Origin of the sequence: Thermus hydrothermalis, from assembly GCF_022760925.1 — a bacterium.
Classification (GTDB): Bacteria; Deinococcota; Deinococci; order Deinococcales; family Thermaceae; genus Thermus; species Thermus hydrothermalis.
In genome coordinates this window covers 77,541-101,838 of record NZ_JAKTNT010000004.1, presented here as the reverse complement: position 1 = coordinate 101,838, position 24,298 = coordinate 77,541, and the positions used below count along the sequence as shown (strand labels likewise).

Genomic DNA, 24,298 nt, shown 5'->3' with positions numbered 1-24,298 from the left:
AGGATGCACCGCCTCCTCTTCGCCCTGGACCCGGAAACGGCCCACGAGGTTGCCCTGAAGGCCCTCGCCTGGTGGTCGGAAAGGGGGCCCCTTTTGGAGGCGCCGGCGAGGCTTCTTCGGGTGGAGGACCCGAGGCTTACGGTGGAGGCCCTGGGCCTCACCTTTCCGAACCCCTTGGGCCTGGCGGCGGGCATGGACAAGGACGCTCGCGCCCTGGGAGCCTGGTGGGCCTTGGGCTTTGGCTTCGCCGAGGTGGGGACCCTCACCCCAAGGCCCCAGGAGGGAAACCCAAGGCCGAGGCTTTTCCGCCTCCTCGAGGACCACGCCCTCATCAACCGCATGGGCTTCAACAACCAGGGGGCTTTAGAGGCGGCCAAGCGGCTAGAGGCCTTCCGGGCGCGGGGGCTTCCTTTCCCGGTGGGGGTGAACCTGGGGAAGAACCGGGAAACCCCCCTGGGAAGGGCGGCGGAGGACTACCTGGAGGCCCTTCGCCTCTTGGAGCCCCACGGGGACTACTTCGTGCTCAACGTGAGTTCCCCCAACACCCCGGGCCTGCGCACCCTGCAGGAGGGCCCCTTCTTGGACGAGCTCCTCTCCCGCCTCCGCCCCGCCACGGCCAAGCCCCTCCTCCTCAAGGTGGCCCTGGACCTTTCCTTTGCGGCCTTGGACCAGGTGGCGGCTCTGGCCCTAAAGCACCGCTTGGAGGGATTGGTGGCGGTGAACACCACCCTAAGCCGGGAAGGGCTCCGAAGCCCCCTTGCCCGGGAGGCGGGAGGGCTTTCGGGGAGGCCCCTTAAGGGGCGGGCCCTGGAGGTGCTCAAGCACCTGGCCCAGGTCCCGGGCTTAACCCTCGTGAGCGTGGGGGGGATAGAAACCCCCGAGGACGCCTGGGAAAGGCTTCGGGCGGGGGCAAGCCTCCTTCAGGTCTACACGGGCTTCGTGTACGGTGGGCCCCTTTTCCCGAGACGGCTTCTAAAGGGGCTCCTTTCCCTCATGGAGGCGGAAGGGCTTAAAGCTTTGGGAGAGCTTCAGACGGTGAGGACGCAGCCGCAGCGCAACGCCAGCTCCACGGGGGAAACGTAGCGGAAAGCCCCGTCCTGGCGCAGGTGGAGGACGAGGAGGGTATAGGGGTCAAAGACCACCACGTCCTTGACCCATTGAAAGGTAGAAGCGGGGGCCGATCTCCAGGTCCTTGGCCTCGTAACCCCGGCGCACCGCCTCGGGGAGAAGGGTGATGGCCTCGTCCAACTCCTCGGGCTCCCGGCAGAAAAGGGCGATGTCTGGCCGCTTGTAGGAGCCATCGGGAAAGCGCACGTAGACGTCGGCCACGTGGATACAAGGGCAGGGCGAGCCCTCCTTGGGACGAATGCTTTGGCGGATCCGGTCCACGGCCTTTTGGTGGCGGTAAGTGGGCTGGGCCTCCCAAAGGGGAAGCCCACCCACCCATTCCAGCCGGAGGCCGATGGCGTCCGCCTCCAAAAGCTTCCTCAGCACCCCTTCATTCTAGCGCCTCGTGGGCCACCCTTCCCGCCACCAGGGTGAGGACGGGCCACCCCCCGAGGACCCACCCCGCCCAAGGGGAGAAGCGGGCCTTGGAGGCGAAGGCCTTGGGGTCCACGGGCTTTTCTTTGGGGGAGAGGAGGACAAGGCTCGCCTCCGCTCCCGCCTCCAGGTGGAGGGGCTTTAGGCCCAGAACCCTCCTTGGCCCGTCCGTGAAGAGGGCCACCAGCCGGGGGAGGGGGAAGCCCCGCTTGAGGTGGAGCTCGGTGTAGAGGAGGGGGAAGGCCACCTCGAGGCTCGGGATGCCAAAGGGAGCCCTCAGGAGGTCCATCTCCTTCTCCGCCGGGGTGTGGGGGGCGTGGTCCGTGGCGATGGCGTCCAGGGTGCCGTCCAGAAGCCCCTCCAGAAGGGCCTCCTGGTCCTCCTTGGTCCGGAGGGGCGGGGCCACCTTGAAGAGGGGGTCAAAGCCCTTTAGGGCCTCCTCCGTGAGGGTGAGGTGGTGGGGGGTGGCCTCGGCGGTCACGGGAAGCCCGGCCCGCTTGGCCTCCCGGACGAGCTCAAGCCCCCGCCGGGTGGAGAGGTGCTGGATGTGGAGGTGGGGCCTGGCCTGGCCTCGCCTTAGGGCGTAGCGGAGGACCTCGAGGTCCCGGGCGATCCGGGCCGCCTCGGCTTCCGGGGGGTTTCCGGGAAGGCCCAAAAGGTCCGCAAGCGCCCCGTCGTTCATCACCCCGCCCCGGCGCAAGGTGGCGTCCTCCGCATGCACCGCCACGGGAAGGCCCAAGGGAGCGGCCTGGAGGAGCCCTAGGGCCAGGACCCCTGCGTCCTCGTTGGTGCGGCCATCGTCCGTGAGGAGGGCGGCCCCCGCCGCCTTAAGGAGGCCCGCCGGGGCGAGGTGCTTCCCCTCCTGCCCCAGGGTGAGGGCGGCGGCGGGGTGGAGCCGGGCGAGGCCCAGGGCTTCCGCCTTCTCCTTCAGGGCCCGCACCGCCTCCGGGGCGTCCACGGGGGGCTTGGTGTTGGGCATGCTCACCACGTCGGTGTACCCGCCCCGGACCGCCGCCAAGAGCCCCGTGGCGAGCTCTTCCTTCACCTCCTCCCCCGGCTCGCGAAGGTGGGCGTGGAGGTCCAAAAACCCGGGGGCCAGGAAGAGGCCCGTCCCGTCAATGACCCGCTCGGCCTCCCCGCCCTCCAGGGAGAGGATCCGGCCTTCCCCGATGAGGACGTCCGCAGGGCCCCGCTCCCCACGGGCGTCCACAAGCCGCACGTTCTTGATGAGGATCATGCCCCCTCCCTTCCCACCAGGAGGTGGTAGAGCACCGCCATGCGCACCGCCACGCCGTTTTGCACCTGCCGGTTCACCAGGCTCCTTTCCGAGTCCGCCAAGGCCCCCTCCAGCTCCACGTCCCGGTTCATGGGGCCCGGGTGGAGGAGGGGGGCCTGGGGCTTCGCCAGGCCTAGCCTCCTTTCCGTCACCTGGTAGCGGGCGATGTAGTCGTCCAGGTGAACCAAGCCCGTTTCCATGCGCTCTTTCTGGAGCCGAAGCACCATGACGGCGTCCGCCTCCCTCAGGGCTTCCTCCAGGCTAGGGGTGAGCCTCGCCCCGGGCAGGGCCTCGGGCAGGAGGCTTGGGGGCCCGGCGCACCACACCTCTGCCCCCAGGAGGGAAAGGAGCTCGGCGTTGGAGCGGGCGACCCGGGAGTGGAGGATGTCCCCCACGATGGCCACCTTCTTCCCCTCCAAGGTGCCCAAAGCCTCCAGGAGGGTGTAGGCGTCCAGGAGGGCCTGGGTGGGGTGGGCCCGGCGCCCGTCCCCCCCGTTGATGACCGCCCCCTTCACCCAGCGGGTGGCCTGGTGGGGTACCCCGGCGGCGTCGGCGCGGATGACGTAGGCGTCTATCCCCATGGCCTCGAGGGTGAGGAGGGTGTCCTTGTAGCTCTCCCCCTTCTGCAGGCTGCTGGTGGCGGCGGTGAAGGAGACCACGTCCGCCGACATGCGCCGGGCCGCCAGCTCAAAGGAGATCCGGGTCCGGGTGGAGGGCTCAAAGAAGACGGTGGCCACGGTGAAGCCCTGGAGGGCGGGCACCTTTTTCACCGGCCTCTCCAAAACCTCCCGCATCACCTTGGCGGTGTCCAGGAGGCTTTCCACCTGGGCCCGGGTCCAGCCTTGGAAGTCCAGGAGGTGCCTCATAGGCCCTCCCTTTCCCAAAGCTCCACCCGGTCCTCCCCGTCCACCTCCTGGACCTTCACCTTCACCACCTCGCTTTTGGCGGTGGGGACGTTTTTGCCCACGAAGTCCGCCCGGATGGGAAGCTCCCGGTGGCCCCGGTCCACGAGCACCGCCAGGTAGATGCGCTTGGGACGGCCCAGGTCCATGAGGGCGTCAAGGGCGGCCCGGGCGGTGCGGCCCGTGTAGAGGACATCGTCCACCAGGACCACCGCCTTGCCCGTGAGGTCAAAGGGGATGCGGGTTTCCCGCACCTTGGGCCTCACCCCGATCTCCGTGAGGTCGTCCCGGTAGAGGGTGATGTCCAGGGTGCCCACGGGCACCTCCTTCCCCTCAAACCCGAGGATGTACCGGGCGATGCGTTCCGCCAAGGGGATACCCCTGGTGTGGATGCCGATGAGGACCAGGCCCTCCACGCCCTTGTTGGCCTCCACGATCTCGTGGGCGATGCGGTAAAGGGCCCGGCGCATCTCCTCGGCGTTCATCAGTTCCGCCTTAAAGCGCACGGCCTACCCCCCTAAAAAAGCGGGGGCGAAACCCCCCGCGCCGTTTTCCTTTTGCCGCTAGCCCTTTGCGCTTCATGTTTCCCCCTTTCCGGCCTCGCTGGACCGGTTTAAAGGCCACCCCCACCTTACACCTTGGGCCTTTTGGGCGCAAGGGAAACCCGCCCAGGAGGTCCTGGGCGGGAAGGGGGGTAGTTCTTAAGCCGCCTTGGGCTTTTCCCGGGTGACGCTTAAGGCCAAGGCCCCCACCAGGACGCCCACGATGAGGGCGTTCCACAGGGCGTTGGCCTCCCCGCTAAACCCCAGGATCCAGGGGGAGAGGATGAGCCAAACGCCCAAGAGGACGTTAACCCACTCCTCCCACAGGGGGCCGCCCCTCAGGTGCATGAGGGCCATAAGCCCCACCACCACCCCCACGATGACGGCGTTCCACATGGCCGCAGGGGTACCGCTAAAGCCGAGAAGCCACGGCGAGAGGATGAGCCATACGCCCAGGACGAGATTGGCCCAGTCCTGCCAGCGCGTCATGGTTGCCCACCTCCTTTCACCCCTTATTGTGAAAGGGCTTGAGCGTGGCGAATAGTGCAAAAGGTTACTTTCGCCCCCCCGAGGGGCGAACGTACCGCCACCCCGTCCAGAGGAGGACGGCGGCGAAGACCACCCGCAAGGCCCCTTCGGGCAGGAAGTGGGCGAGCTCCCCCCCAAAGAAGGTCCCCACCAAAACCCCGGGCACGAGGCCCAGGGCGAGCTTCTCCTCTACGTTCCCCAGGCGCAGGTGGGTGTAGGCCCCCACCAGGCTTGCCGGCACCATGGCGAGGAGGCTCGTCCCTTGGGCGGTGTGCTGGGGCATGCCCAGGAGGAGGACCATGGCCGGCACCATGATGGTCCCCCCGCCCACCCCCATCATTCCCGAGAGGAAGCCGGTGAGGGCCCCCGCCAGGAGGAGGGTGAGGTCCTCCAAGACCTCGCCCCGCACCAGGCCCATGGGGGCCAGGTAGGGCCTGAGGAGAAGGAGGAAGCTCACGGCCACCAAAAACCAACCGAAGGCCCGCTTGAGCTCCCTCTCCGGGAGGCCGTGGGCGTAGCGGGCCCCCAGGCGGGCGGTGAGGATGGCGGTGAGGGCCAGGAAAAAGGCGGCTTTGAGGTCCAAGGAGCCCTGGAGGCCATAGGTGAAGGCCCCCACCAGCCCGGTGAAGAAGACGGCCACGAGGCTCGTGCCGTGGGCCTTGTGTTGGGAAAGCCTGAGGACGCCCACCATGAGGGGGATCATCACCGTGCCGCCCCCAAGGCCCACCAAGCCCCCAAACGCCCCGCCCAGGAAACCGATGAGGAGGCTCATGGGGCTCATACTACCGGGTTTGGCGGCTTGCGGCCTTCCAGGACCGAAAGCAGGTTTTCCACCGCCACCTCGGCCATGCGCTCCCTTGTGCGCCTGCCCGCCGAGCCGATGTGGGGGGTGATGACGGCGTTTTTGAGGGCGTAGAGGGGGTGGCCAGGGGGCAGGGGCTCGGGGTCGGTGACGTCCAGCCCCGCCCCGAAAAGGTGGCCCTTTAGGGCCTCCACCAGGGCCTCCGTGTCCACCAGGCCCCCCCGGGCGGTGTTGATCAGGATGCTCCCGGGCTTCATGGCGAAAAGCCTTTCCCGGTTGAGGAGGCGGTGGGTTTCCGGGGTAAGGGGGGCATGGAGGGAGACGATGTCCGCGGTGGCGAGGAGGTCTTCCAGGGGAAGGAAGGGGTGGGGGAGGGGCTTTGGGGTGCGGCTCGTGTAGACCACCCGCATCCCGAAGGCCAGGGCCCTCTTGGCCACCGCCTGGCCGATGCGGCCCATCCCCACCAGGCCCAGGGTGAGGCCCTCGAGGTCCAGGCCCAGGAGGAGCTCGGGGTGCCAGGCCCGCCACCGGCCCTCCCGGGCGTAGTCCACCCCCTCCACCACCCGCCGGGCCACGGCGAGGAGGAGGGCGAGGGTGAGGTCGGCGGTGGCCTCGGTGAGGACGTCCGGGGTGTGGGTGACCCGGATGCCCCTTTGCCGGGCGGCCTCGAGGTCCACGTGGTCCACCCCCACGCTGTAGCAGGCGATGACCTTGAGGGTTTTCCCCGCCCGGTCCATGACCTCGGCGTCAATGCGGTCCTCCACGGTGGGGATGAGGCCGTGGACGCCTTCCACCTTTCTCAGGAGTTCCTCCCGGGGGAGGAAGAGCCCCTCGTGGACCTCCACCTTCAGGCCCCGCTCCCGAAGGCGTTCCAGGGCCTTTCCCGGTAGGGTGCGGGTGACGAAGACCCTCATGCCCCGGCGAAGGAGAGCTCGGCCACGGCCACCAGGGGGCTACCAAAGGCGCTTGGCCCCATGGGAAGCCACTCCAGCGCTGCCCCTAAGGCCTCTATCCCTTGCAAAAGCTCCAGGAGGTTGCCGCTTACGGCGAAGTTCTCCACGGCGTACTGGGGCTTCCCTTCCTCCACCCAAAGCCCCAGGGCCTGGAGGGAGAAGTCCAGGGTGATGGGGTTGGCCCCGGCGTGGAGGCCCATGAACTCCGTGACCAGGACGCCCTCCTCGAGGGCCAGGTTCCCCAGGGGCTTGAGGTAGAGGTTGCTCGGGGCCACGTCCAGGGCGGAGCGGTAGCCCCGGTGGGCGTGGCCGGTGTTCTCCTGACCCAGGGCCCGGGCGGTTTCCGTGTTGTGGAGGAAGGTGCGGAAGACCCCCTCCTCCATGAGGGCCACGGGCCTGGCCGGGGTGCCCTCGGCGTCAAAGGGGCGGGAGGCGAGGCCCTGGGGCAGGGTGGGGTCGTCCAGGAGGGTGACGAGGGGGCTTGCCACCCTTTCCCCTAGGCGCCCCAAGAGGCGGCTTTTCCCTTCCAGGGCGTTCTTTCCGGAAAGGGCCTGGGCCAAGACCGCCAGGAGGCTCGCCATGGCCTTGGGCTCCAGGTAAGCCCGGTAGCGGCCCGTCCTCAAGGGTTTGGCGTGGAGGAGGCGGGCGGTCCTTTCCCGGAAGTCCAAGGCGGTGCGCCCGGGGTCCAGGGCGTGGAACTCCTTGCTGGGGGCGAGGTCAAAGCCCTGCTTGAGGCTATCCCCTTCGGCCAGGACGAAGCTCGCCATGAGGGCGGCAAGGCCCGTGCGGTAGCCCCCTTCCGCCCCCAAGGTGCTGGCCAGGCTGAGGCGGCGTTCCCGCTCGCTGTAGGCGGCGAAGGCGAGGGCTTTCGTGCGGGGGTCTTGGCGGAGGGCGGCGTCCAGGGCCAAGGCGGCCTCCTTTTTGGCCTCCAAGGGGGCGGAAAGCCCCTCTCCCAAAAGGTCGTGCTCCCCCAGGGGCCTCCCCGGGGGCAGGTGGGCGGGTCTTCCCCCGAGGAGGGCGTTTTCCCGGGCCTCCTCCAGGGCCCAGTCCAAGGCCTTTGGGGAGAGGTCCTCCGTGTAGGCGTACCCCACCCGGCCTTGGGCCAGGACCCTCAGGCCCAAGCCCCCTTGCCGCGCCTCCTTGATCTCCTCCAAGGCGCCTTCCCGGGCCCGCAGGGAAAGCTCCCTGTCCTCCAGGAAAAGGAGTTCCGCCTCGAGGCCGAGCTCCTTGGCCCGCCGGAGCAGGTACCGCTTCGCCTCTTCCAGGGTCATGCCCGTCCTCCCACCACCATCTCCGAGACCAGGACGTGGGGCTGGCCCACCTCCACCGGGACGAAACCGGAAAGGCTGCCGCACATCCCAGGGGCGTTCTCCCAGTCCTTGGCCACGGCCACCACCCGCTAGAGGGTTTCCGGCCCCTTGCCCACCAGCATGGCTCCCCGCACCGCCTCCTCTATGCGGCCCTTGCGGATGATGTACCCCTCCTGCACGGCGAAGTTGTACTCCCCGGAGCCCGGCTTCACCTGGCCGCCCCCCATCTCCTTGGCGTAGAGGCCGAAGGCAATCCCCTGGAAGAGGTCTTCCACCTCCGCCTCCCCGGGGGCGATGAAGGTGTTGCGCATGCGGGAGGTGGGGGCGAAGGTGTAGTCCTGGCGGCGGCCCGAGCCCGTCATGGGGTAGCCGGTGAGGAGGTGGCCGAGCCGGTCCACCATATAGGCCTTGAGCACCCCCTTTTCTATGAGCACCGTGCGCTCCGTGGGGCGGCCTTCGTCGTCCACCTCGCTGGAGCCCCAGGCGTGGGGCAGGGTGCCGTCGTCTATGTAGGTGACGGCGGGGCTCGCCACCGCTTCCCCAAGCCGGTCCGCCAGGACGCTCGCCTTCTTGGCCACGCTGGTGGTTTCCAGGAGGTGGCCCACCGCCTCGTGGAAGAGGACCCCGCCGAAGCCATTTCCCACCACCACGGGGAAGGTGCCCGCGGGGGCGGGCCTGGCCCGGAGGTTGGTGAGGGCCTGGCGGGCCGCCTTCTCCCCCACCGCCTTGGGGGGAAAGAGCTCAAAGAGCTCCAGGCCCACGCCCTTCCCGGGGGCGCTCACCCCGGTCTGGACCTCGGCCCCGTCCTGGGCCACGGCGAGGACGTGAAGCCGCGTTCGGACCCGCTTTTCCTCCGCCCAGGTCCCCTCGGTGTTGGCGATGAGGACCTCCTGCTCCCACTCCAGGAGGCTCGCCTCCACCTCCTTGATCTCCGGGGCGATGCGGGCCCCCGCCTCCGCCTCCAGGAGGCGTTCCAGGCGGTAGCTCTTGTCCTTGGCGGAGAGGGGCACCTGGGGGGCGTGGAGGCCTTGGGGGGCGCGCCTGCGGAAGTCCAAGCCCCCCTGGCCCCGCTCGTCCACCTGGCCTAGGGTCCCCCTGGCCCTAAGGAGGGTTTCCAAGGCCTCCAGGAGGCCTTCCTTCGTGAGGTGGTTGGTGTAGGCGTAGACCACCTGGGTGCCGAAGAAGAGCCGGATACCCGCCCCGTAGTCCAGGCCCGAAAGGGCCTCTTCTAAGCTTCCCGAGCGCACCCGCATGCGCCGCCTCAGGGAGCGTTCGGCGTAGACCTCGGCGAAGTCCGCCCCGCCCCTCAAGGCGCGCCGGAGCACTCCTTCCACCAGTTCGGGTGGGAGCATGGCAAGACTCTACCGCGTGGCTGACCGGCCGGTCAAGGCGCTATGGAGGAGGGCGAAGACCGCCCCCTCCAGGGCGAGCCAGGGGTCCTTCCCCTCCTTGGCCCGCCTTTCCGCCTGGATCAGGGTGTCCAGGGCCTGGCGGAGAAGGCCTTCCTCCAGGGTCCGGGCGAACTCCAGGGCCTTCTTGGCGGCGTAGGGGTGGGCCTCGAGGCGGTGGAGGTCCTCCTCCTTGGGCCTCGGGTTCTCCTTGAGGAGGAGGTGCGCCCGGGCGAGGAGGGCAAACTGCCAGGAAAGCGCCCCCAGCACCCGCAAGGGCTCTTCCCCCTCTTCCCGTAGGGCCTTCAGGCGGCGGAAGGCCTCCTTGGCGTTCCCCTCCAGCACCGCCCGCACCAGGTCAAACCCCGTGACGGGGGGCTTTAGGGCCACCACCCTTTCCACCTTTTCCAGGGTGAGGGGCGGGGTGAGGAGGGCGAGCTTCTCCAGCTCCCTTTCCAAGGCCTCCAGGTCGGCCTCGAGGCCCGCCAGGTACTGGGCCACCCCGGCGGGCAGCTTTAGGCCAAGCCGCTTGGCCCGGTTTTCCAGGTGGCGCACCAGGTCCTTGCCCTTGGGGGTGGGGAAGTCCCGCCTTTCCCGGCCCCGGTAGAAGGCGGCCCGGGCGGGGGTCGGCTTGGGGTCTAGGAGGAGGACCGGCACCCCCTCGGGAACCCCCTCCAGGAGGGGCTTTAGGGCCTTCCACTCCCCCTCGCCCACCTCCCTTAGGTCCAAGAGGGCCCCCGCCCCCCCGAATAGCCCGGGGGAAAGGGCCTCGGCCAGGGCCTCGGGGGTGGGCTCGGTGAAGCGGGATAGGCCCCGAAGCCTGGCCTCCTCCAGGAGGGCCTCCTTGGCCAAAAAGGGGTCGCCGGTGAAGGCGATGACCATTTAAAAGGCGCTAAGCCCCGTGGCCTCCCGGCCCAGGACCAGGGTGTGGATGTCGTGGGTGCCCTCGTAAGTGTAGACGGTTTCCAGGTTGAGCATGTGCCGGATGGCGTGGTACTCCAGGGTGATGCCGCTTCCCCCGAGGATGTCACGGGCGAGCCGCGCGGCCTCCAGGGCCTTTTTGACGTTTTGCCGCTTGGCTAGGGAGACCTGGGCCGGGGTGAGCTTCCCCTCGTCCTTGAGCCGGGCAAGCCGCCAGGCCAGGAGAAGGCCTTCCGTGTGCCAGGCGAGCATGTCCGCCAGCTTGGCCTGCACCAGTTGCTTCTGGGCGATGGGGGTGCCGAAGGTGGCGCGGCTTTTGGCGAAGGCCACCGCTTCGGCGTACACCGCCTCCAAAGCCCCCAAGACCCCCCAGGCGATGCCGAAGCGGGCTTGGGTGAGGCAGGAAAGGGGCGCCTTAAGCCCTTCCGCCCGGGGCAGGCGCAAGGACTCGGGCACCCGAACCTCCTCCAGGACGAGCTCGCTCGTCACCGAGGCGCGGAGGCTCATCTTGTGCTTCACCTCGCTGGCCTGGAACCCTGGGGTGTCCGTGGGGACGATGAAGCCCAAAACCCGCCCCTCCTCGTCCTTGGCCCAGATGATGGCGATGTGGGCCAGGTTGCCGTTGGTGATCCACATCTTGGTGCCGGAAAGGACCCAGGTGTCCCCCTCCCGGCGGGCTCTGGTCTTCATGTTCCCGTAGGGGTCCGAGCCCCCATCCGGCTCCGTGAGGCCGAAGCACCCTACTAGCTCCCCCCGGGCGAGCCTAGGGAGGAACTCCCGCTTTTGCGCCTCGCTCCCAAAGGCGTAGATGGGGTACATGACCAAGGAGCTCTGCACGCTTACGAAGCTCCTTAGCCCCGAGTCCACCCGTTCCAGCTCGTAGCAGATGAGGCCGTAGGCGGCGCTAGACACCCCTGCCCCCCCGTACTCCGGGGGCAGGGTGGGGCCTAGGAAGCCGAGCTCGGCGAAGCGGGGGATGAGGTGGGTGGGGAAGACCCCTTCTTCCCACCAGTCCCGGATATAGGGCAAAGCCTCCTTTTCCAGGAAGCGGCGGGCGGCCTTTTGCACCTCCTTCTCCTCGGGGGTGAGGAGGTCTTCCAGGGCGTAAAGGTCCAGCATGGGGCACCTCCCCTAGAGCATACCCGCCAGGAAGCCCTCTTCCCGGATGGTGCGGATCAGGTCCATGACCGTGAGGGACTGGGGGTCGTACTCCACCAGGACCTGGGCGGGGCCCGTGGCCTGGGCCTGGGCCACCCCTTCCAGGGCCTTCAGGGCCTTGAGGATCCGCTCCATCCCCTCTGGGGTGGGCTCCCCCCGGATGCCGATGAGGACGCGGTTCATGCCCCTATTCTAAGACGCCCCGGGTCTCGCCCCTGGCCCCCCGGCTCCCCAGGACCCGCACCGCCAGGACCAGGGGGCCGATGGCGAAGCCCTGGGCCCTCAGGGCCTCCTCCAGGTCCTTCCGCTCGGGGTCCAGGTGGAGGGCCACCTCGTAAACCCCGGCGTCGTAGGCGCTTTTCACGATGGCGGCGAGGAGGCCTTCCAGGACCTCTGGGCTTTTCCCTTCTATCCGGGTAACGAAGACCGTGGCCCTTTCTCCCTGCCAGACGGCCTGGGCCAGGGCGAAGCCCAGGGGCTCTTCCCCTTCCTCCGCCAAAAAGGAGTGGCCCGTGCGGGCGAAGTGGCGCACGGCCCCCAGGCTTAGGGGGCGGTTTCCCGCCACCCGGTTCAGGGCCTCGAGGTCTAGCTCGCTAAAGGGGCGAAAGCGCATGGCCCCATTATCGCCTTGGGAAGAGGAGGGCCTCCAGGAGGAGGACCAGGGCGGCGAGGAGGGCGAAAAACCGCCCCCCGCCCCCCGGGGTCTTGGGGAGGAAGCTCCCTTCGGGGGTGGGCAGGAGGGTTTCCTCCGGGGCGAGGAGGCCTTGGCGCACCTCCCGGTAGGGCTTGAGGAAGTTGTAGACCAAAAGGGGGAAGAAGGGCCTATCCTGGATGGCCTCGAGGGGGGGAAGGTAGAGCCCCTTTTCCGCCGCGTAGAGGAGGCCCACGCCCCCTTCTCCTTCCGCCAGGGGCTTCCAGGGGCCTTGGGGCTTTGGGGGTGGGGGAAGGCTTTCCCCGAGGAGGGCCACGCCCTCCAGGAGGGGGTGGAGGGCGGTGAGGAGGACGGGGGTGGGGGGGCCAGATGCGGGGGCGAGGAAGAGGGTGGGGGTTTCCGGCGCCCCCTCCGGCACCCCGAGCCGCACCCGGACCTCCCCCCCAGGGCCCACCCCGAGGAGGGCGAAAAGCCTCTCCAGGGCGGGAAGCCTGGGGTAGTCCGCCCCAAGCCGCCTTAGGCCAAAGGCCGCCCCGTCGTCCAGGGCCAGGGCGTCCTCCCCAAGAAGCCGGGCGGAGAAGGTGGAAGGAAGCCCCTCCAGCCGGGCGAAGCCCCGCGCGGGCACCGCCACCTCCAAGACCCTTCCCGCCACCTCCACCCGGGCGGTGAGGGGCCGGCTTGCGCTATTGCCCAGGGCCAAAAACCCCCTGGCCACCGCCACCAGGCCCAGGTTCTCCTGGGGGCTTCCCACCCCGATGTACCCCTCGGCCCCCTTGGGCGGGGGGCCGTCCGTGGCCACCACCACCGGGGCCTTAAGGAGCCGCCTCCCGAGGGCCATCCCCCCCTCCAGGTCCGCCCTGGGGTCCCCCGCCTCCAGGGCCAGAAGCCTTCCCTTGAGGGCCACCCCGGGGGCGGGGCCGTGGGCCTCGAGGGCCTCCCCCGCCCGCACCAAGACCGCCTCCGGGGCCCTTTCCAAGAGGGGAAGAAGCCTCTCCTTGGCCAGGTCCAGCCGGGTCTTGGCCCCCTCCTTGGCGCCCATGCTGGCGGAGGCGTCCACCACGAGGACCAGGGGAGAGGGGCCCATGGGGGGGTTGTCCAGGGCCAGGACCAGGAGGCTTGCGGCGAGGAGGAGGAGAAGAAGCCTTAGGTCCAGCCGGGGGCGGAAGCGGCGCCCCTTCCCCTTCCGCCAAAGCCACACCCCGGCCCAGGCCCTGGGCCTCGGCCTTAGGGCCCGGTAGAGGAGGTAGACGAGGAGGAGGGTGGGGAGCAAAAGCCAGAGCACCTTCCCCCTAGCCTAGCCTTGGTAGGGTGGAAGGGTGTGGGTTTTGGGGATTGACACCTCTTGCGACGACACCGGGGTGGGCCTGGTGAGGGACGGGCAGGTGGTGGTGAACCTGGTGGCGAGCCAGGTGCGCCTCCACGAGGCCTACGGCGGGGTGGTGCCGGAACTGGCAAGCCGCGAGCACCTGAAGGCCATCCGCCCCCTCACGGAGAGGGCCCTGGCCGAGGCGGGGCTTCGCCCCAAGGACCTGGACCTGGTGGCGGCCACCCGGGGTCCGGGGCTCATCGGGGCCCTCCTCGTGGGCTACACCTTCGCCAAGGGCCTGGCTTGGGCCTTGGGAAAGCCCTTCTACGCCATCCACCACCTCGAGGGCCACATCGCCGCCGCCTGGCCCGAGGGGCTAGACCCCCCCTTTTTGGCCCTGGTGGCCTCGGGGGGGCACACCCACCTCTTTGAGGTCCAGGCCCTGGGCCGCTACCGCCTCCTGGGCGCCACCCGGGACGACGCCGCCGGGGAGGCCTTTGACAAGGTGGCGCGGCTTTTGGGCCTCGGCTTTCCCGGGGGGCCGGAGGTGGAGCGGCTTGCCCAGGAGGCGGAGGAGGCCATCCCCTTCCCCGTGCCCCTGCGGGAGCAAAGGGGCTATGACTTTAGCTTCTCGGGGCTCAAGACCAAGGCCCTCCAGCTCGTGGAGCGGGGCCTCCCCAGGCCCGCCCTGGCCAAGGGCTTCCAGGAGGCGGCCATCCTCCACCTGGCGGAGGTGGTGCTAAGGGCGGCGGAGGACACGGGGCACAGGGTCCTCCTGGTGGCGGGAGGGGTGGCGGCGAACCAGGCCCTCCAGGCCCGCTTTAGGGAGGCGGGGCTTCAGGTCTACTTCCCCCCCAAGGGGCTTTCCCAGGACAACGGGGCCATGATCGCCCTCGCCGCCTACCGCCGCCACCGGGCGGGTTTTCCCCCAAGCCCCCTCGCCCTAGGGGCCACCGCCTACTGGCCCCTGGAGGAGGCCTAAAGGGGTTTCTCATCCCCAAGGAGTACAATCGGCCCTAGGATGCTAGGCCTTTTGCGGAAGCTCTTTGACAACAACGAGCGGGAGATCGCCCGCTACTACAAGCAAGTGGTGGAGCCCACCAACCGGCTAGAGCCCGAGGTGGAGAAAATCCCCGACCTGGCCGCCGCTTACCGGGAACTCAAGGAGAAGCACCAAAAGGGAGCCTCCCTGGACGAGCTCCTTCCCATGGCCTTCGCCCTCACCCGGGAGTCCGCCAAGCGCTACCTCGGCATGCGCCACTTTGACGTGCAGCTTATTGGCGGGGCGGTCCTCCACGAGGGCAAGATCGCCGAGATGAAGACCGGGGAGGGGAAGACCCTGGTGGCCACCTTGGCCGTGGCCTTAAACGCCCTCACCGGCAAGGGCGTCCACGTGGTCACGGTGAACGACTACCTGGCCAAGCGGGACGCCGAGTGGATGGGGCCCGTCTACCGGGGCTTGGGCCTGAGCGTGGGGGTGATCCAGCACAGCTCCACCCCGGAGGAGAGGCGCAAGGCCTACCTGGCCGACGTCACCTACGTGACCAACGCCGAGCTCGGCTTTGACTACCTCCGGGACAACATGGCCATCAGCCCGGACCAACTGGTCCTCCGCCACGACACCCCCTTGCACTACGCCATCATTGACGAGGTGGACTCCATCCTCATTGACGAGGCCCGCACGCCCCTCATCATCTCCGGCCCGGCGGAGAAGGCCACGGACCTCTACTACAAGATGGCGGAGATCGCCAAGAAGCTAGAGCGGGGCCTGCCCGCCGAGCCTGGGGTGCGCAAGGAGCCCACGGGGGACTATACCATTGAGGAGAAGAACCGCTCCGTCCACCTCACCCTCCAGGGCATCGCCAAGGCGGAGAAGCTCCTTGGGGTGGAGGGGCTTTTCAGCCCCGAGAACATGGAGCTCGCCCACATGCTCATCCAGGCCATCCGGGCCAAGGAGCTTTACCACCGGGACCGGGACTACATCGTCCAGGATGGCCAGGTCATCATCGTGGACGAGTTCACGGGCCGCCTCATGCCGGGGCGCCGCTACGGCGAGGGCCTCCACCAGGCCATTGAGGCCAAGGAGGGGGTGCGGATTGAAAGGGAGAACCAGACCCTGGCCACCATCACCTACCAGAACTTCTTCCGCCTCTACGAGAAGCGCGCCGGCATGACCGGCACCGCCAAGACGGAGGAGAAGGAGTTCCAGGAGATCTACGGCATGGACGTGGTGGTGGTGCCCACCAACCGCCCCATGATCCGCAAGGACTACCCCGACGTGGTCTACCGCACGGAGAAGGGGAAGTTCTACGCCGTGGTGGAGGAGATCGCCGAGAAGTACGAGCGGGGCCAGCCCGTCTTGGTGGGCACCATCAGCATTGAGAAGTCGGAAAGGCTTTCCCAGATGCTCAAGGAGCCCAGGCTCTACCTGCCCCGCCTGGAGATGCGCCTGGAGCTCTTCAAAAAGGCGAGCGCCAAGCAGCAGGGGGAGGCTTGGGACCGGCTCAGGAAGCTTCTGGAAAAGCCCACCCAGCTCAAGGACGAGGACCTTGCGCCCTTTGAGGAGCTCATCCCGCCAAAGGGGAACCTGCGCACCGCCTGGGAAGGCTTGAAGCGGGCGGTGCACACCCTGGGCATCCTCCGCCAAGGCATCCCCCACCAGGTCCTAAACGCCAAGCACCACGCCCGGGAGGCGGAGATCGTGGCCCAGGCGGGCCGGAGCAAGACCGTCACCATCGCCACCAACATGGCGGGGCGGGGTACGGACATCAAGCTTGGGGGGAACCCCGAGTACCTGGCCGCCGCCCTTTTGGAGAAGGAGGGCTTTGACCGCTACGAGTGGAAGGTGGAGCTCTTCATCAAGAAGATGGTGGCGGGGCAGGAGGAGGAGGCGAAGGCCTTGGCGGCGGAGCTTGGGGTGAAGGAAGAGCTCCTGGAGAAGATCCGCCAGATCCGGGAGGCGTGCAAGGAGGACGAGGAGCGGGTGCGGGCCCTGGGGGGGCTTTTCATCCTGGGCACGGAACGGCACGAGTCTAGGCGGATTGACAACCAGCTCCGGGGCCGCGCCGGCCGCCAGGGGGACCCTGGGGGAAGCCGGTTTTACGTGAGCTTTGACGATGACCTGATGCGCCTCTTCGCCTCGGACCGGGTCATCGCCATGTTGGACCGCATGGGCTTTGACGACTCCGAGCCCATTGAGCACCCCATGGTCACCCGCTCCATTGAACGGGCGCAAAAGCGGGTGGAGGACCGCAACTTCGCCATCCGCAAGCAGCTTCTGCAGTTTGACGATGTGCTTAGCCGCCAGCGGGAGGTGATCTACGCCCAGCGCCGCCTCATCCTCCTGGGCAAGGACGAGGAGGTGCGGGAGGCGGCCATGGGCATGGTGGAGGAGACGGTGGCCGCCTTGGCGGAGAACTTCCTCAACCCCCAGGTCCACCCTGAGGACTGGGACCTCGAGGGCCTCAGGGCCGCCCTCCTGGACACCGTGCCCCAACTGGCGGACTTCCCCTTTGAGGAACTGAGGAAGCTCAAGCCGGAAGAGGGCGTGGAGCGCCTGGCGGAGGGGGCCCTCAAGGCTTACGAGGCCCGGGAGGCGGAGCTTTCCCCGCCCCTGATGCGGGCCGTGGAGCGCTTCGTCATCCTCAACGTGGTGGACTCCGCCTGGAAGGAGCACCTGCACAACCTGGACGTGCTCCGGCAGGGCATCTTCCTCCGGGGCTATGGGCAAAAGGACCCCTTCCAGGAGTACAAGATTGAGGCCACCCGCCTTTTCAACGATATGGTGGGCTTCATCAAGGGCGAGGTGGCCAAGTTCCTCTTCCGCCTCAAGGTGGAGGCCGAGCCCGTGCGCCCGGTGCGGGAAGCCCCCTACGTGCCCGTGCCCGAGGCGCCCAAGGCCCCGGAGGCCTTTGGGGTGGAAAGGAAGCGTCCCCCAACCCCCACGCCCCAGCCGGGCCTCTCCCGGGCGGAGCGCCGGCGGCTCATGCGGGAGGAGAAAAAGCGCAAGAAGGGATAGGCGTCCGCCCGGGGTGACCCCCGGGCGGCCTCTTTACGCCTCCACCTGGAGGCTTGCCGGGTCTAGGTTGGTGTAGACGTTCTGCACGTCGTCCAGGTCCTCTAAGGCCTCCACCAGGCGCATGACCTTGGCGGCCTCCTCGGGGGAGAGGCTTACGGTGTTCTGGGGGTGTTGCACCACCTCCACCGCCTCCACGGGGATGCCCCGCTTCTTGAGCTCCTCGGCGATGCGGTAGGCCTCGGCGGGGTCGGTGTAGAGGGTGAGGCTATCCCCTTCCTCCTCCAGGTCCAAAGCGCCGAGCTCAATGGCCGCCTCCTGGGCAGCTTCGGAGTTTTGGCAGACGATGACGCCTTTCCGCTCAAACTGCCAGGCCACGCTCCCCGAGGTGCCCAAGGAACCCCCGTACTTGGAGAAGACGTGGCGCACCTCGCCAGCGGTGCGGTTCCGGTTGTCCGTGAGGGCGTAGACCAAAAGGGCCACCCCGCCCGGGGCGTAGCCCTCGTAGACGATCTCCTCGTACTGCTCGGCGCTCTCCCCGCCCCCTTGGAGCTTCTGCAGGAGGCGCTCAATGTTCTCCATGGGCACATCGTCGGCGCGGGCGGCCTCAATGGCGTTGCGCAGCTGGACGTTGGCCTCGGGGTAGGGGCTTCCTCCGGCGCGGGCCGCCGCCTGGATGGCCCTGAGGTGCTTGGAGATGATCTTGCCGCGCTTTAGGTCGTTGGCGGCTTTCTTGCGCTTGATTTGTGCCCACTTGCTATGACCGGCCATGGCTCACCTCACCCATTATAGCGAGCCTTTCCAGTACCTTCTCCGCCAAGCGCTCCCCCGCCTCCCGGAAGGGGTGGAAGAGGAGGCTCACCCCGGCGGCCTCCAAGGCCGGGTCCTCCTCCAGGTGGAAGCTGGTGGCCGCCACCACGCCCCTAAAGCCCCTTTCCTTGAGCCAGCGGGCGGCGAGGAGCTTGGCCTCGAGGTCCGGCAGGGCCAGGACCACCGCCTTGACCCCCGAGAGGTCCAGCCTTTCCCAAAGCTCGGGGTCCTCCGCATCCCCGTAGAGGACCCGCCGGCCCTTGGCCCGGTGCCTTTCCACCTTCTCGGGGTCGGCGTCCAGGCCGAAGGGCCGCTCCCCACCCGCCTCCAAGACCCGGTAGACCGCTCCCCCCGTGCGCCCCATGCCCACGATGAGGACCGTGGCCCCGTCCAGGCGCTCGGGCTCCTCGTCGGGGTGGCGGCCCTTCCGCTCTAGGCGGAGGAGCAGGGGCTCGAGGCGCTTATAGAGGGTGTGGCTATAGCGGCCAAGGGGGGCGGAGAGGGCCATGGAAAGGGCCACCAGGAGGGCCAGGTTGCTCAGCGTCACCGGGAGAAGCCCGGCCTTCTCCAAGGCCACCCCCACGATGAGGGCGAACTCCGAGTAGTTGCCGAGGTAGGTCCCCGCCACAAAGGCGGTGCGGGCCCGGAGGCCCAGGAGGAGGAAGAGGAGGAAGAAGAGGGGGGCTTTGAGGAGGGAAAGGAGGAGGAGGCCCAGCACGAGCTTTGCCTCCACCCCGCTTAGCCCCTCCTTTAGGCCGATTTCCAGAAAAAAGGCCACCAGGAAGGCTTCCTTCAGGCTCCACAAGGACTTGGCCATCTCCGTGCCCTTGGGGTGCCCGGAGAGGAGGGTGCCCATGAGGAGCGCCCCCAGCTCCGGGGATAACCCCACCTGGCGGAAGGTTTCCCCGCCCAAAAGGGCAAGCCCCATGCCGAAGAGGACCAAGAGTTCCTCGTGGCCGCTCCTTTCCAGAAGCCAGCCCACCTGGGAGCGGAAAAGGGGGAAAAGGAGGACCAAAAGGGTCCAAGGGCTCACCGAACCCGCCCCATAAAGGGTGAGGAGGCCCACCGCCACCAGGTCCTGGAGTACCAGGATGCCCAAGGAGAGGCGGCCGTGGTAGGTGGTGAGTTCCCGCTTGTCTTCAAGAAGCTTGGCCACCAGCACCGTGCTGGAAAAACCCAGGGCCACGGCCAGGGGAAGAAGGCCCACGAAGGGCAGGGCCAGGAGGGCGAAGAGGAGGAGGTGAAGCCCCCCTGCCCCCAGGACCCGGGGCTCCAGGAGGTCCTTAAGCCGAAGCTTGAGCCCCACGCTAAAAAGGAGAAGGAGGACGCCGATCTCGGCGGCGTGGCGCAAGAACTCCGTTTCCCTAAGGCCCAGGGCGTGAAGGCCAAAGCCTGCCCCCAGGTACCCCACCAAGGGCGGGAGGCCTAGCCGGGTGGCGAAAAGGCCTAGGGCGAAGGCGGCGGCGACCCAGAGGGCCTCCATGCCCCCAGGGTAGCAGAGCAAGGGAAAAGGGGCGGGGGTGTGCTTCCCCCGCCCCTACACCGCTTGGCCTATTTCTGGGAAAGGGCCTGGTCCAGGAGGGCTTTCCATTCCTCGTAGGGCAGGAAGCCCGTGCGCTTCTCCCCGGCGATGAAGAAGGTGGGGGTTCCGGTGAGGCCGAGGTCGTTTGCCAGCTTCTGGTCCGCCAAAACGCCATCCCGGTGCCGCCCGGAGGCCAAGCAGGCCTGGAAGGCCTGGGTGTCCAGGCCCAGTTGCCCCGCCAGGTCCACCAAATAGCGGTCCAGGACCTCCCCCGCCAGGTTGCCCCAGGCGCTCGCCGCGCGGAAGAGGACCTCGTGGTACTCGTAGTAGCGCCCCGCTTCGCTGGCGCAGGCGGCGGCCTCGCTCGCCCGGATCACGTTGGCCTGGCCGGGGAAGGGGAAGTCGCGGAAGAGGTAGCGCACCTTGCCCGTGTCTATGTACTCCGCCTTCAGCCGGGGAAGGACGTTCAGGGCGTGGTTCTGGCAGTGGGGGCAGAGGTAGTTGGAGAAGTCCACCACCACCACGGGGGCGTCCTCCCGCCCCAAGGCGAAGCGGGCCCCCTGGGTGGGGTCCAGCCCCGCCTTGCCCTTGGGTCCCCACAGGATCCAGCCCAGGCCCAAAAGGGCCAGGGCCACCACCAGGAGAACAATAGCGCGCGGCATGGGCTTACTCTACCACCTACCGGATGTAGGGCGCTTGGCGGGCGTCCCCTTCTGGGGTGACGTAGAAGGGGTTGGCGTCGGTGGAAACCATCTCCTCCTTGTCCAAGGCCTCCTGCAGGTCCTTGGGCAGGACGAACATGGCCTCGAGGTAGGGGGCGTTCAGGTGGCGCAAGGGGAGGTTCCGCTCCCGGATGCGGGCCTCTATGACCCCTTCGGAGAAGGCGGCGGGGTCAAAGGCGTCCGAGGCCAGGAGGAAACCGAAGTTTAGGAAGAAGCCCGGGATATGGTTCTTGTAACTCCGCACGTAGCGGAAAGCCTCCCGCACCGTGCGGTGGACCACGGGGTGGACCCGGTGGTGGGTGAGCATGATCATCCCCGCCTGCATCCCCATCACCCCGCCCGGGTTCAGGTGCGCCTTCACCAGGCGGTAGAACTCCACAGTGTAGAGGAGGCGGGCCGGGTTGTCCTCCCCCACGGGGTCGGTGAGGTCAACGATCACCACGTCGTAGGCGTCCTGGGTCCGCTCCAGGTAGGCCCGGGCGTCGTCAATGACGAGGACGGTCCGGGGGTCGTCAAAGGCCCCCTGGTGCCATTCGGGCATGTGCTGCTTGGCCACCTCCACGAGCTCCCCGTCAATGTCCACCATCACCGCCCTTTCCACCGTGGGGTGGCGGAGGACCTCCCTCAGGGTCGCCCCCTCCCCGCCCCCCACGATGAGCACGGTCTTGGGCTCGGGGTGGGCGAGCATGGCGGGGTGGACCAGGGTTTCGTGGTAGATGTACTCGTCCTTTTCCGTGCTTTGCACGTCCTTATCCAGGATCAGCACCTTGCCGAAGCCCTGGCTCTCAAAGAGGAAGTAGTCCTGGTACCGGGTGCGGCCCGAGGCGATGACCCGCTCCATGCGCCGCACCATGGTCTCAAAGGGGGTGATGTGTTCAAAAAAGTACATGCCGTATTCCATCGCTAACCTCCTTGGTTGCCCGCAAAGCTCCGGCGCCGGATGGCGTGCTCCGTGCCCCGCCAGTAGCGGAAGGCGGACTCCTCCTTGGCCCCAAAGGCCCGGGAAAGCCCCTTGAGGACCTCCTCCGGGTCCACCCCGTCCCGGTAGAAGTAGAGGTCCAAGGTGGCGGAGGCGTTGTCCTCGGGCCAGGTGTGGATCATCACCGCCGCCACCGGGCTCACCACGGCGGCGGAAAGCCCCTGGGGGTGGAACTTGTAGACCACGGACTGGGCCGAGTCCTTAGGGGCCCCCAGGCGCATCACCGCATCCAGAAGGGCCGCCTCCACCATCTTGGGGTTTTCCAGCACGTCCAGATCGCAGCCGTAAATCTCCGCTACCCAGCGCCCACCCGGCACCATTTCCACAAGGGGCCATGATAGCACACCCCTAGCCGAAGAAGTCCTTGAGTTGCTCCTTGGTGATGAGGACCTCCCGGGGTTTGGAGCCCTTGGGGGGGCCCACGATGCCCATGGCCTCGAGGGCGTCCATCAGCTTTCCGGCCCGGGCGTGGCCGATGGAAAGCCGGCGTTGCAGTCGGCTCACCGACCCGTAGCCTTCCTCCACCACGATCTCCGCCGCCTTCTTCAGGAGGGGGTCGGAGAAGTCCACCTCTCCCGGCCCGGTACCCTCCGGGGCCTTGGGGGGTTCAAAGTCGGCCCCGTAGGCCTCGGCGAAGCGGTCCTCAAAGCTCTGCCCCCGCAGGTACCCGGCCAGGCGGGCCACCTCCTCCTCGGAGAGGTAGGGCACCTGGAGGCGCACGGGCTTGGTGAGGCCGGGCTGGTGGAAGAGGGCGTCCCCTTGGCCGATGAGCTTCTCCGCCCCTTGCGTGTCCAGGATGGTGCGGGAGTCAAAGCCGCTGGCCACGGCGAAGGCCAGGCGGGCAGGGATGTTCACCTTGATGAGGGAGGTGAGGATGTCCACGCTGGGGCGCTGGGTGGCGAGGATGAGGTGCATCCCCGTGGCCCGGCTCATCTGGGCGAGGCGGAGGATGGCCGCCTCCACCTCCTTGGGGGCGGTCATCATCAGGTCGGCGAGCTCGTCCACCACGATGACCAGGTAGGGCAGGGTTTCGCCCCCCTCCTTCTCCATCTTGGCGTTGTACTGCTCCAGGTTCCTGGCCCCCACCTGGCTCATGAGGCGGTAGCGCCTTTCCATGTGGGCCACCGCCCCTTGCAGGACCCCGGCGGCCTCCTCGGGGCTCGTCACCACGGGGCGCACCAGGTGGGGGATGCCCTCGTAGGGGGTGAGCTCCACCATCTTGGGGTCAATGAGGAGGAGGCGCAGGTGGGTGGGGAGGTGTTTGAAGAGGAGGCTTGCGATGAGGACGTTGATGGCCACGCTCTTCCCGCTTCCCGTGGACCCGGCGATGAGGAGGTGGGGCATCTTGGCCAGGTCCCTTACCCAGATCTCCCCCTCAATGCTTTTGCCCAGGACCAGGGGCAGGAGGGCCTTGGCGTTTTGGAAGCTTGGGGAGAGCACCGCCTCGGAGAAGCGCACCAGCTCCCGCTTGGGGTTCGGCACCTCCAGGCCCACGGTGTGCTTCCCGGGGATGGGGGCCTCAATGCGCACCGCCCCCACCGCCAAGGCCCGGGCCAGGTCGTTTTGCAGGCTTTGGATGCGGCTGATCTTCTCCCCGGGGGCGGGGAGGAGCTCGTAGCGGGTGACCGAGGGCCCCCGGGCGTGGCCCACCACCTCCGCCTGCACGCCGAACTGCTTGAGGGTTTCGGCGATGGCCCCCTTGAGCCTTTCCGCCTCCTCCTCCAGGGCGCGGAGGTGGCCCTTGGGCTCGGGGGGGTCAAGGAGCCCGGGGGTGGGCAGGGTGAGGGCGGTGCTCGGCGCCACCGCCACCCGGACCTCCCCTTGGGGGCGGGGGGGGTCTTTGGGGGGCGGGGTGGGTTCGGGGAAGACCAGGTCCAGGTCAAAGGGCTCGGGTTCGGGCTCCGCCCTGGGGGCTTCCTTGGCCTCCGAAGGCGAGGGTGGGGGGTTGCCGGTGAGGAGGGCCTTGAGGGCCTCCTTCTCCGCCTCGGGCCCAAGGGTGAGGAAGGGGAGCCAGCGGGATAGCTCCTCCTGGCGGGCCTCCAGGTCCTCGAGGAGCCCCGCCACCTCCTCCCAGCGCCCCCGCCGCTCTTCCCGCAGTTTGCGGCCCAGGAGGAGGCCCCTAAGGGAAGGGGTTAGCCGGGGAAGGGTTTGCAGGGCTTTAAGCCGCGCCTTTAGGGCCTGGACCTCCAGGTATAAGGCGGCGCGCCGCTCCTCCAGGGCCTCCCGCAAGGGCCCTTCCCCCGGGATGGGGGCCTTGAGGGCGCCCTCCAGGGCGAGGAGCCTGGGCTCGAGGGGCCTTTGGTCCGCTTCCATTTGGCGCCTAAGCTCCGCTACCCGTTCCTCCAAAAACCTTCGCAAGGCCCCTTCCACCTCGGGGAGTTCCTCGGGGGCGAGGCTTTTGGCCAGGGCATGGAGGGCGGCGTGCTCGGGGTAGAGCCGGGCTAAGGCCCGGATTCTCTGCCGCAAGAGGAGGGCTTTTAGCGCCTGCCGCGTCCGCCGCACCCCCTCCACCCCCTTCCGCATCCCCAAAAGGAGGAGGGAGAAGGGGGGGCGGGAACGCCAAAGGTCCAGGACCAGGCTCCCGAGGAGGAGGGGCGCCAGGAGGCCCAAGGCCCCCGCCCGTTCCTCCAAAAGGCGCCTAAACCCTTGGCCCCATTCCCCCGCCAAGGGCCCCGCCAGGGGGAGGAGGCTAAAGGCGAGGAGGTAGGCGAAAAGGAGGTGGCGGAGGAGGGGCTTGAGGGGCTTTTGCCGGTACAGGGCCACCGCCAGGAGGAAAAGGCTTGGGGGAAGGAGGTAGCCGGGCAGGCCCACCGCCCGGTAGAAGGCGCCCAAGGCCTCGCCGAGGGCTCCGGTGTCCAGGGGGAGGAAGGGGGAGGAGAGGAAGATGGCCAGGGCCCCGAGAAGGGCGACGTAACCCTCCCGCTCGTACCCACGGCTAGCCTTGGCGGGCTTCCGCTTGGCCATCGGGAC

General features: G+C 68.3%; 21 protein-coding genes and 2 pseudogenes. 3 read left to right on the top strand and 20 right to left on the bottom strand.

Annotation, left to right across the window (positions count from 1 at the left end; genetic code table 11):
- Nucleotides 1–3 precede the first annotated feature (3 nt).
- Nucleotides 4–1,083, top strand: a complete 1,080-nt coding sequence (locus tag L0C60_RS03800) for a quinone-dependent dihydroorotate dehydrogenase (protein WP_234504125.1) — start codon at nt 4–6, stop codon at nt 1,081–1,083.
- Here L0C60_RS03800 and L0C60_RS03795 read toward each other — a convergent pair.
- The 14 genes and pseudogenes from L0C60_RS03795 to L0C60_RS03730 form a co-directional block, all read right to left on the bottom strand.
- Nucleotides 1,029–1,494 (bottom strand): annotated as a pseudogene (locus tag L0C60_RS03795) (Uma2 family endonuclease). The gene L0C60_RS03800 and the pseudogene L0C60_RS03795 overlap by 55 nt on opposite strands.
- Before the next feature lie 4 nt (nt 1,495–1,498).
- The gene (locus L0C60_RS03790; RefSeq protein ID WP_234503446.1) at nt 1,499–2,779 is read right to left on the bottom strand and encodes a dihydroorotase; all 1,281 of its coding nucleotides are present in this window, start codon (nt 2,777–2,779) and stop codon (nt 1,499–1,501) included.
- Nucleotides 2,776–3,684 (bottom strand): aspartate carbamoyltransferase catalytic subunit, encoded by a 909-nt coding sequence (locus L0C60_RS03785; RefSeq protein ID WP_234503447.1) that lies wholly within the window; start codon nt 3,682–3,684, stop codon nt 2,776–2,778. The genes L0C60_RS03790 and L0C60_RS03785 overlap by 4 nt, the downstream gene beginning before the upstream one ends.
- Nucleotides 3,681–4,226, bottom strand: coding sequence for a bifunctional pyr operon transcriptional regulator/uracil phosphoribosyltransferase PyrR (pyrR, locus tag L0C60_RS03780; RefSeq protein ID WP_234503449.1), 546 nt, complete (start codon nt 4,224–4,226; stop codon nt 3,681–3,683). The genes L0C60_RS03785 and pyrR overlap by 4 nt, the downstream gene beginning before the upstream one ends.
- 195 nt (nt 4,227–4,421) lie before the next feature.
- Nucleotides 4,422–4,751 (bottom strand): SPW repeat protein, encoded by a 330-nt coding sequence (locus tag L0C60_RS03775; RefSeq protein WP_234503451.1) that lies wholly within the window; start codon nt 4,749–4,751, stop codon nt 4,422–4,424.
- 64 nt (nt 4,752–4,815) lie between these two features.
- Entirely contained in the window at nt 4,816–5,562 is a 747-nt protein-coding gene (locus L0C60_RS03770) for a sulfite exporter TauE/SafE family protein (protein ID WP_234503453.1), read from the bottom strand.
- 5 nt (nt 5,563–5,567) lie between these two features.
- Nucleotides 5,568–6,506 (bottom strand): 2-hydroxyacid dehydrogenase, encoded by a 939-nt coding sequence (locus L0C60_RS03765; RefSeq protein WP_234503454.1) that lies wholly within the window; start codon nt 6,504–6,506, stop codon nt 5,568–5,570.
- The gene (locus tag L0C60_RS03760) at nt 6,503–7,816 is read right to left on the bottom strand and encodes a TldD/PmbA family protein (protein WP_234503470.1); all 1,314 of its coding nucleotides are present in this window, start codon (nt 7,814–7,816) and stop codon (nt 6,503–6,505) included. The genes L0C60_RS03765 and L0C60_RS03760 overlap by 4 nt, the downstream gene beginning before the upstream one ends.
- Nucleotides 7,813–9,207 (bottom strand): annotated as a pseudogene (locus tag L0C60_RS03755) (TldD/PmbA family protein). Before L0C60_RS03755 ends, L0C60_RS03760 begins: the two are co-directional and overlap by 4 nt.
- 9 nt (nt 9,208–9,216) lie before the next feature.
- On the bottom strand, nt 9,217–10,125 hold the full coding sequence (gene holA, locus L0C60_RS03750; RefSeq protein WP_234503474.1) for a DNA polymerase III subunit delta: 909 nt from the start codon (nt 10,123–10,125) through the stop codon (nt 9,217–9,219).
- Nucleotides 10,126–11,283, bottom strand: a complete 1,158-nt coding sequence (locus L0C60_RS03745) for an acyl-CoA dehydrogenase family protein (protein WP_234503476.1) — start codon at nt 11,281–11,283, stop codon at nt 10,126–10,128.
- Between the two features lie 12 nt (nt 11,284–11,295).
- Nucleotides 11,296–11,505 carry a heavy-metal-associated domain-containing protein gene (locus tag L0C60_RS03740; RefSeq protein WP_234503477.1) on the bottom strand — a complete coding sequence of 70 codons (210 nt, stop codon included), beginning with the start codon at nt 11,503–11,505 and terminating at the stop codon, nt 11,296–11,298.
- Between the two features lie 4 nt (nt 11,506–11,509).
- A complete protein-coding gene (locus L0C60_RS03735) occupies nt 11,510–11,935 on the bottom strand; it encodes a DUF1999 family protein (RefSeq protein WP_234503479.1) in 426 nt (141 codons plus the stop codon).
- Nucleotides 11,936–11,942: 7 nt separating this feature from the next.
- Entirely contained in the window at nt 11,943–13,256 is a 1,314-nt protein-coding gene (locus tag L0C60_RS03730; protein ID WP_234503481.1) for a vWA domain-containing protein, read from the bottom strand.
- A 34-nt stretch (nt 13,257–13,290) separates the two neighbouring features.
- Between L0C60_RS03730 and tsaD the strand changes: the two genes are divergently transcribed.
- Nucleotides 13,291–14,262, top strand: coding sequence for a tRNA (adenosine(37)-N6)-threonylcarbamoyltransferase complex transferase subunit TsaD (gene tsaD / locus L0C60_RS03725; RefSeq protein ID WP_234503483.1), 972 nt, complete (start codon nt 13,291–13,293; stop codon nt 14,260–14,262).
- A gap of 39 nt (nt 14,263–14,301) precedes the next feature.
- Complete coding sequence (gene secA / locus L0C60_RS03720) at nt 14,302–17,298, top strand: preprotein translocase subunit SecA (RefSeq protein WP_234503486.1); 2,997 nt, start codon at nt 14,302–14,304, stop codon at nt 17,296–17,298.
- 33 nt (nt 17,299–17,331) lie between these two features.
- Here the strand turns inward: secA and L0C60_RS03715 are convergent, their stop codons facing one another.
- From L0C60_RS03715 to L0C60_RS03690, 6 genes are all read right to left on the bottom strand, one after another.
- Nucleotides 17,332–18,066, bottom strand: a complete 735-nt coding sequence (locus L0C60_RS03715; protein ID WP_234503490.1) for a YebC/PmpR family DNA-binding transcriptional regulator — start codon at nt 18,064–18,066, stop codon at nt 17,332–17,334.
- Nucleotides 18,053–19,588: a cation:proton antiporter family protein gene (locus L0C60_RS03710; protein WP_234503493.1), complete on the bottom strand. Its 1,536-nt coding sequence runs from the start codon at nt 19,586–19,588 to the stop codon at nt 18,053–18,055. Before L0C60_RS03710 ends, L0C60_RS03715 begins: the two co-directional genes overlap by 14 nt.
- Before the next feature lie 68 nt (nt 19,589–19,656).
- Entirely contained in the window at nt 19,657–20,289 is a 633-nt protein-coding gene (locus L0C60_RS03705) for a DsbA family protein (protein ID WP_234503496.1), read from the bottom strand.
- 16 nt (nt 20,290–20,305) lie between these two features.
- The gene (gene speE / locus L0C60_RS03700) at nt 20,306–21,250 is read right to left on the bottom strand and encodes a polyamine aminopropyltransferase (protein ID WP_234503499.1); all 945 of its coding nucleotides are present in this window, start codon (nt 21,248–21,250) and stop codon (nt 20,306–20,308) included.
- Nucleotides 21,251–21,252: 2 nt separating this feature from the next.
- Entirely contained in the window at nt 21,253–21,654 is a 402-nt protein-coding gene (speD, locus tag L0C60_RS03695; RefSeq protein WP_234503518.1) for an S-adenosylmethionine decarboxylase, read from the bottom strand.
- A gap of 22 nt (nt 21,655–21,676) precedes the next feature.
- Complete coding sequence (locus L0C60_RS03690) at nt 21,677–24,292, bottom strand: DNA translocase FtsK (RefSeq protein ID WP_234503521.1); 2,616 nt, start codon at nt 24,290–24,292, stop codon at nt 21,677–21,679.
- Between the last annotated feature and the right edge of the window lie 6 nt (nt 24,293–24,298).

What these genes read in the sequence shown, in the direction of transcription:
- L0C60_RS03800 (WP_234504125.1), top strand. Translation starts at nt 4, where the DNA reads ATGCACCGCCTCCTCTTCGCCCTGGACCCGGAAACGGCCCACGAGGTT.
- L0C60_RS03790 (WP_234503446.1), bottom strand. Translation starts at nt 2,779, where the DNA reads ATGATCCTCATCAAGAACGTGCGGCTTGTGGACGCCCGTGGGGAGCGG.
- L0C60_RS03785 (WP_234503447.1), bottom strand. Translation starts at nt 3,684, where the DNA reads ATGAGGCACCTCCTGGACTTCCAAGGCTGGACCCGGGCCCAGGTGGAA.
- L0C60_RS03775 (WP_234503451.1), bottom strand. Translation starts at nt 4,751, where the DNA reads ATGACGCGCTGGCAGGACTGGGCCAATCTCGTCCTGGGCGTATGGCTC.
- L0C60_RS03770 (WP_234503453.1), bottom strand. Translation starts at nt 5,562, where the DNA reads ATGAGCCTCCTCATCGGTTTCCTGGGCGGGGCGTTTGGGGGCTTGGTG.
- L0C60_RS03765 (WP_234503454.1), bottom strand. Translation starts at nt 6,506, where the DNA reads ATGAGGGTCTTCGTCACCCGCACCCTACCGGGAAAGGCCCTGGAACGC.
- L0C60_RS03760 (WP_234503470.1), bottom strand. Translation starts at nt 7,816, where the DNA reads ATGACCCTGGAAGAGGCGAAGCGGTACCTGCTCCGGCGGGCCAAGGAG.
- holA (WP_234503474.1), bottom strand. Translation starts at nt 10,125, where the DNA reads ATGGTCATCGCCTTCACCGGCGACCCCTTTTTGGCCAAGGAGGCCCTC.
- L0C60_RS03745 (WP_234503476.1), bottom strand. Translation starts at nt 11,283, where the DNA reads ATGCTGGACCTTTACGCCCTGGAAGACCTCCTCACCCCCGAGGAGAAG.
- L0C60_RS03740 (WP_234503477.1), bottom strand. Translation starts at nt 11,505, where the DNA reads ATGAACCGCGTCCTCATCGGCATCCGGGGGGAGCCCACCCCAGAGGGG.
- L0C60_RS03735 (WP_234503479.1), bottom strand. Translation starts at nt 11,935, where the DNA reads ATGCGCTTTCGCCCCTTTAGCGAGCTAGACCTCGAGGCCCTGAACCGG.
- secA (WP_234503486.1), top strand. Translation starts at nt 14,302, where the DNA reads ATGCTAGGCCTTTTGCGGAAGCTCTTTGACAACAACGAGCGGGAGATC.
- L0C60_RS03715 (WP_234503490.1), bottom strand. Translation starts at nt 18,066, where the DNA reads ATGGCCGGTCATAGCAAGTGGGCACAAATCAAGCGCAAGAAAGCCGCC.
- L0C60_RS03710 (WP_234503493.1), bottom strand. Translation starts at nt 19,588, where the DNA reads ATGGAGGCCCTCTGGGTCGCCGCCGCCTTCGCCCTAGGCCTTTTCGCC.
- L0C60_RS03705 (WP_234503496.1), bottom strand. Translation starts at nt 20,289, where the DNA reads ATGCCGCGCGCTATTGTTCTCCTGGTGGTGGCCCTGGCCCTTTTGGGC.
- speE (WP_234503499.1), bottom strand. Translation starts at nt 21,250, where the DNA reads ATGGAATACGGCATGTACTTTTTTGAACACATCACCCCCTTTGAGACC.
- L0C60_RS03690 (WP_234503521.1), bottom strand. Translation starts at nt 24,292, where the DNA reads ATGGCCAAGCGGAAGCCCGCCAAGGCTAGCCGTGGGTACGAGCGGGAG.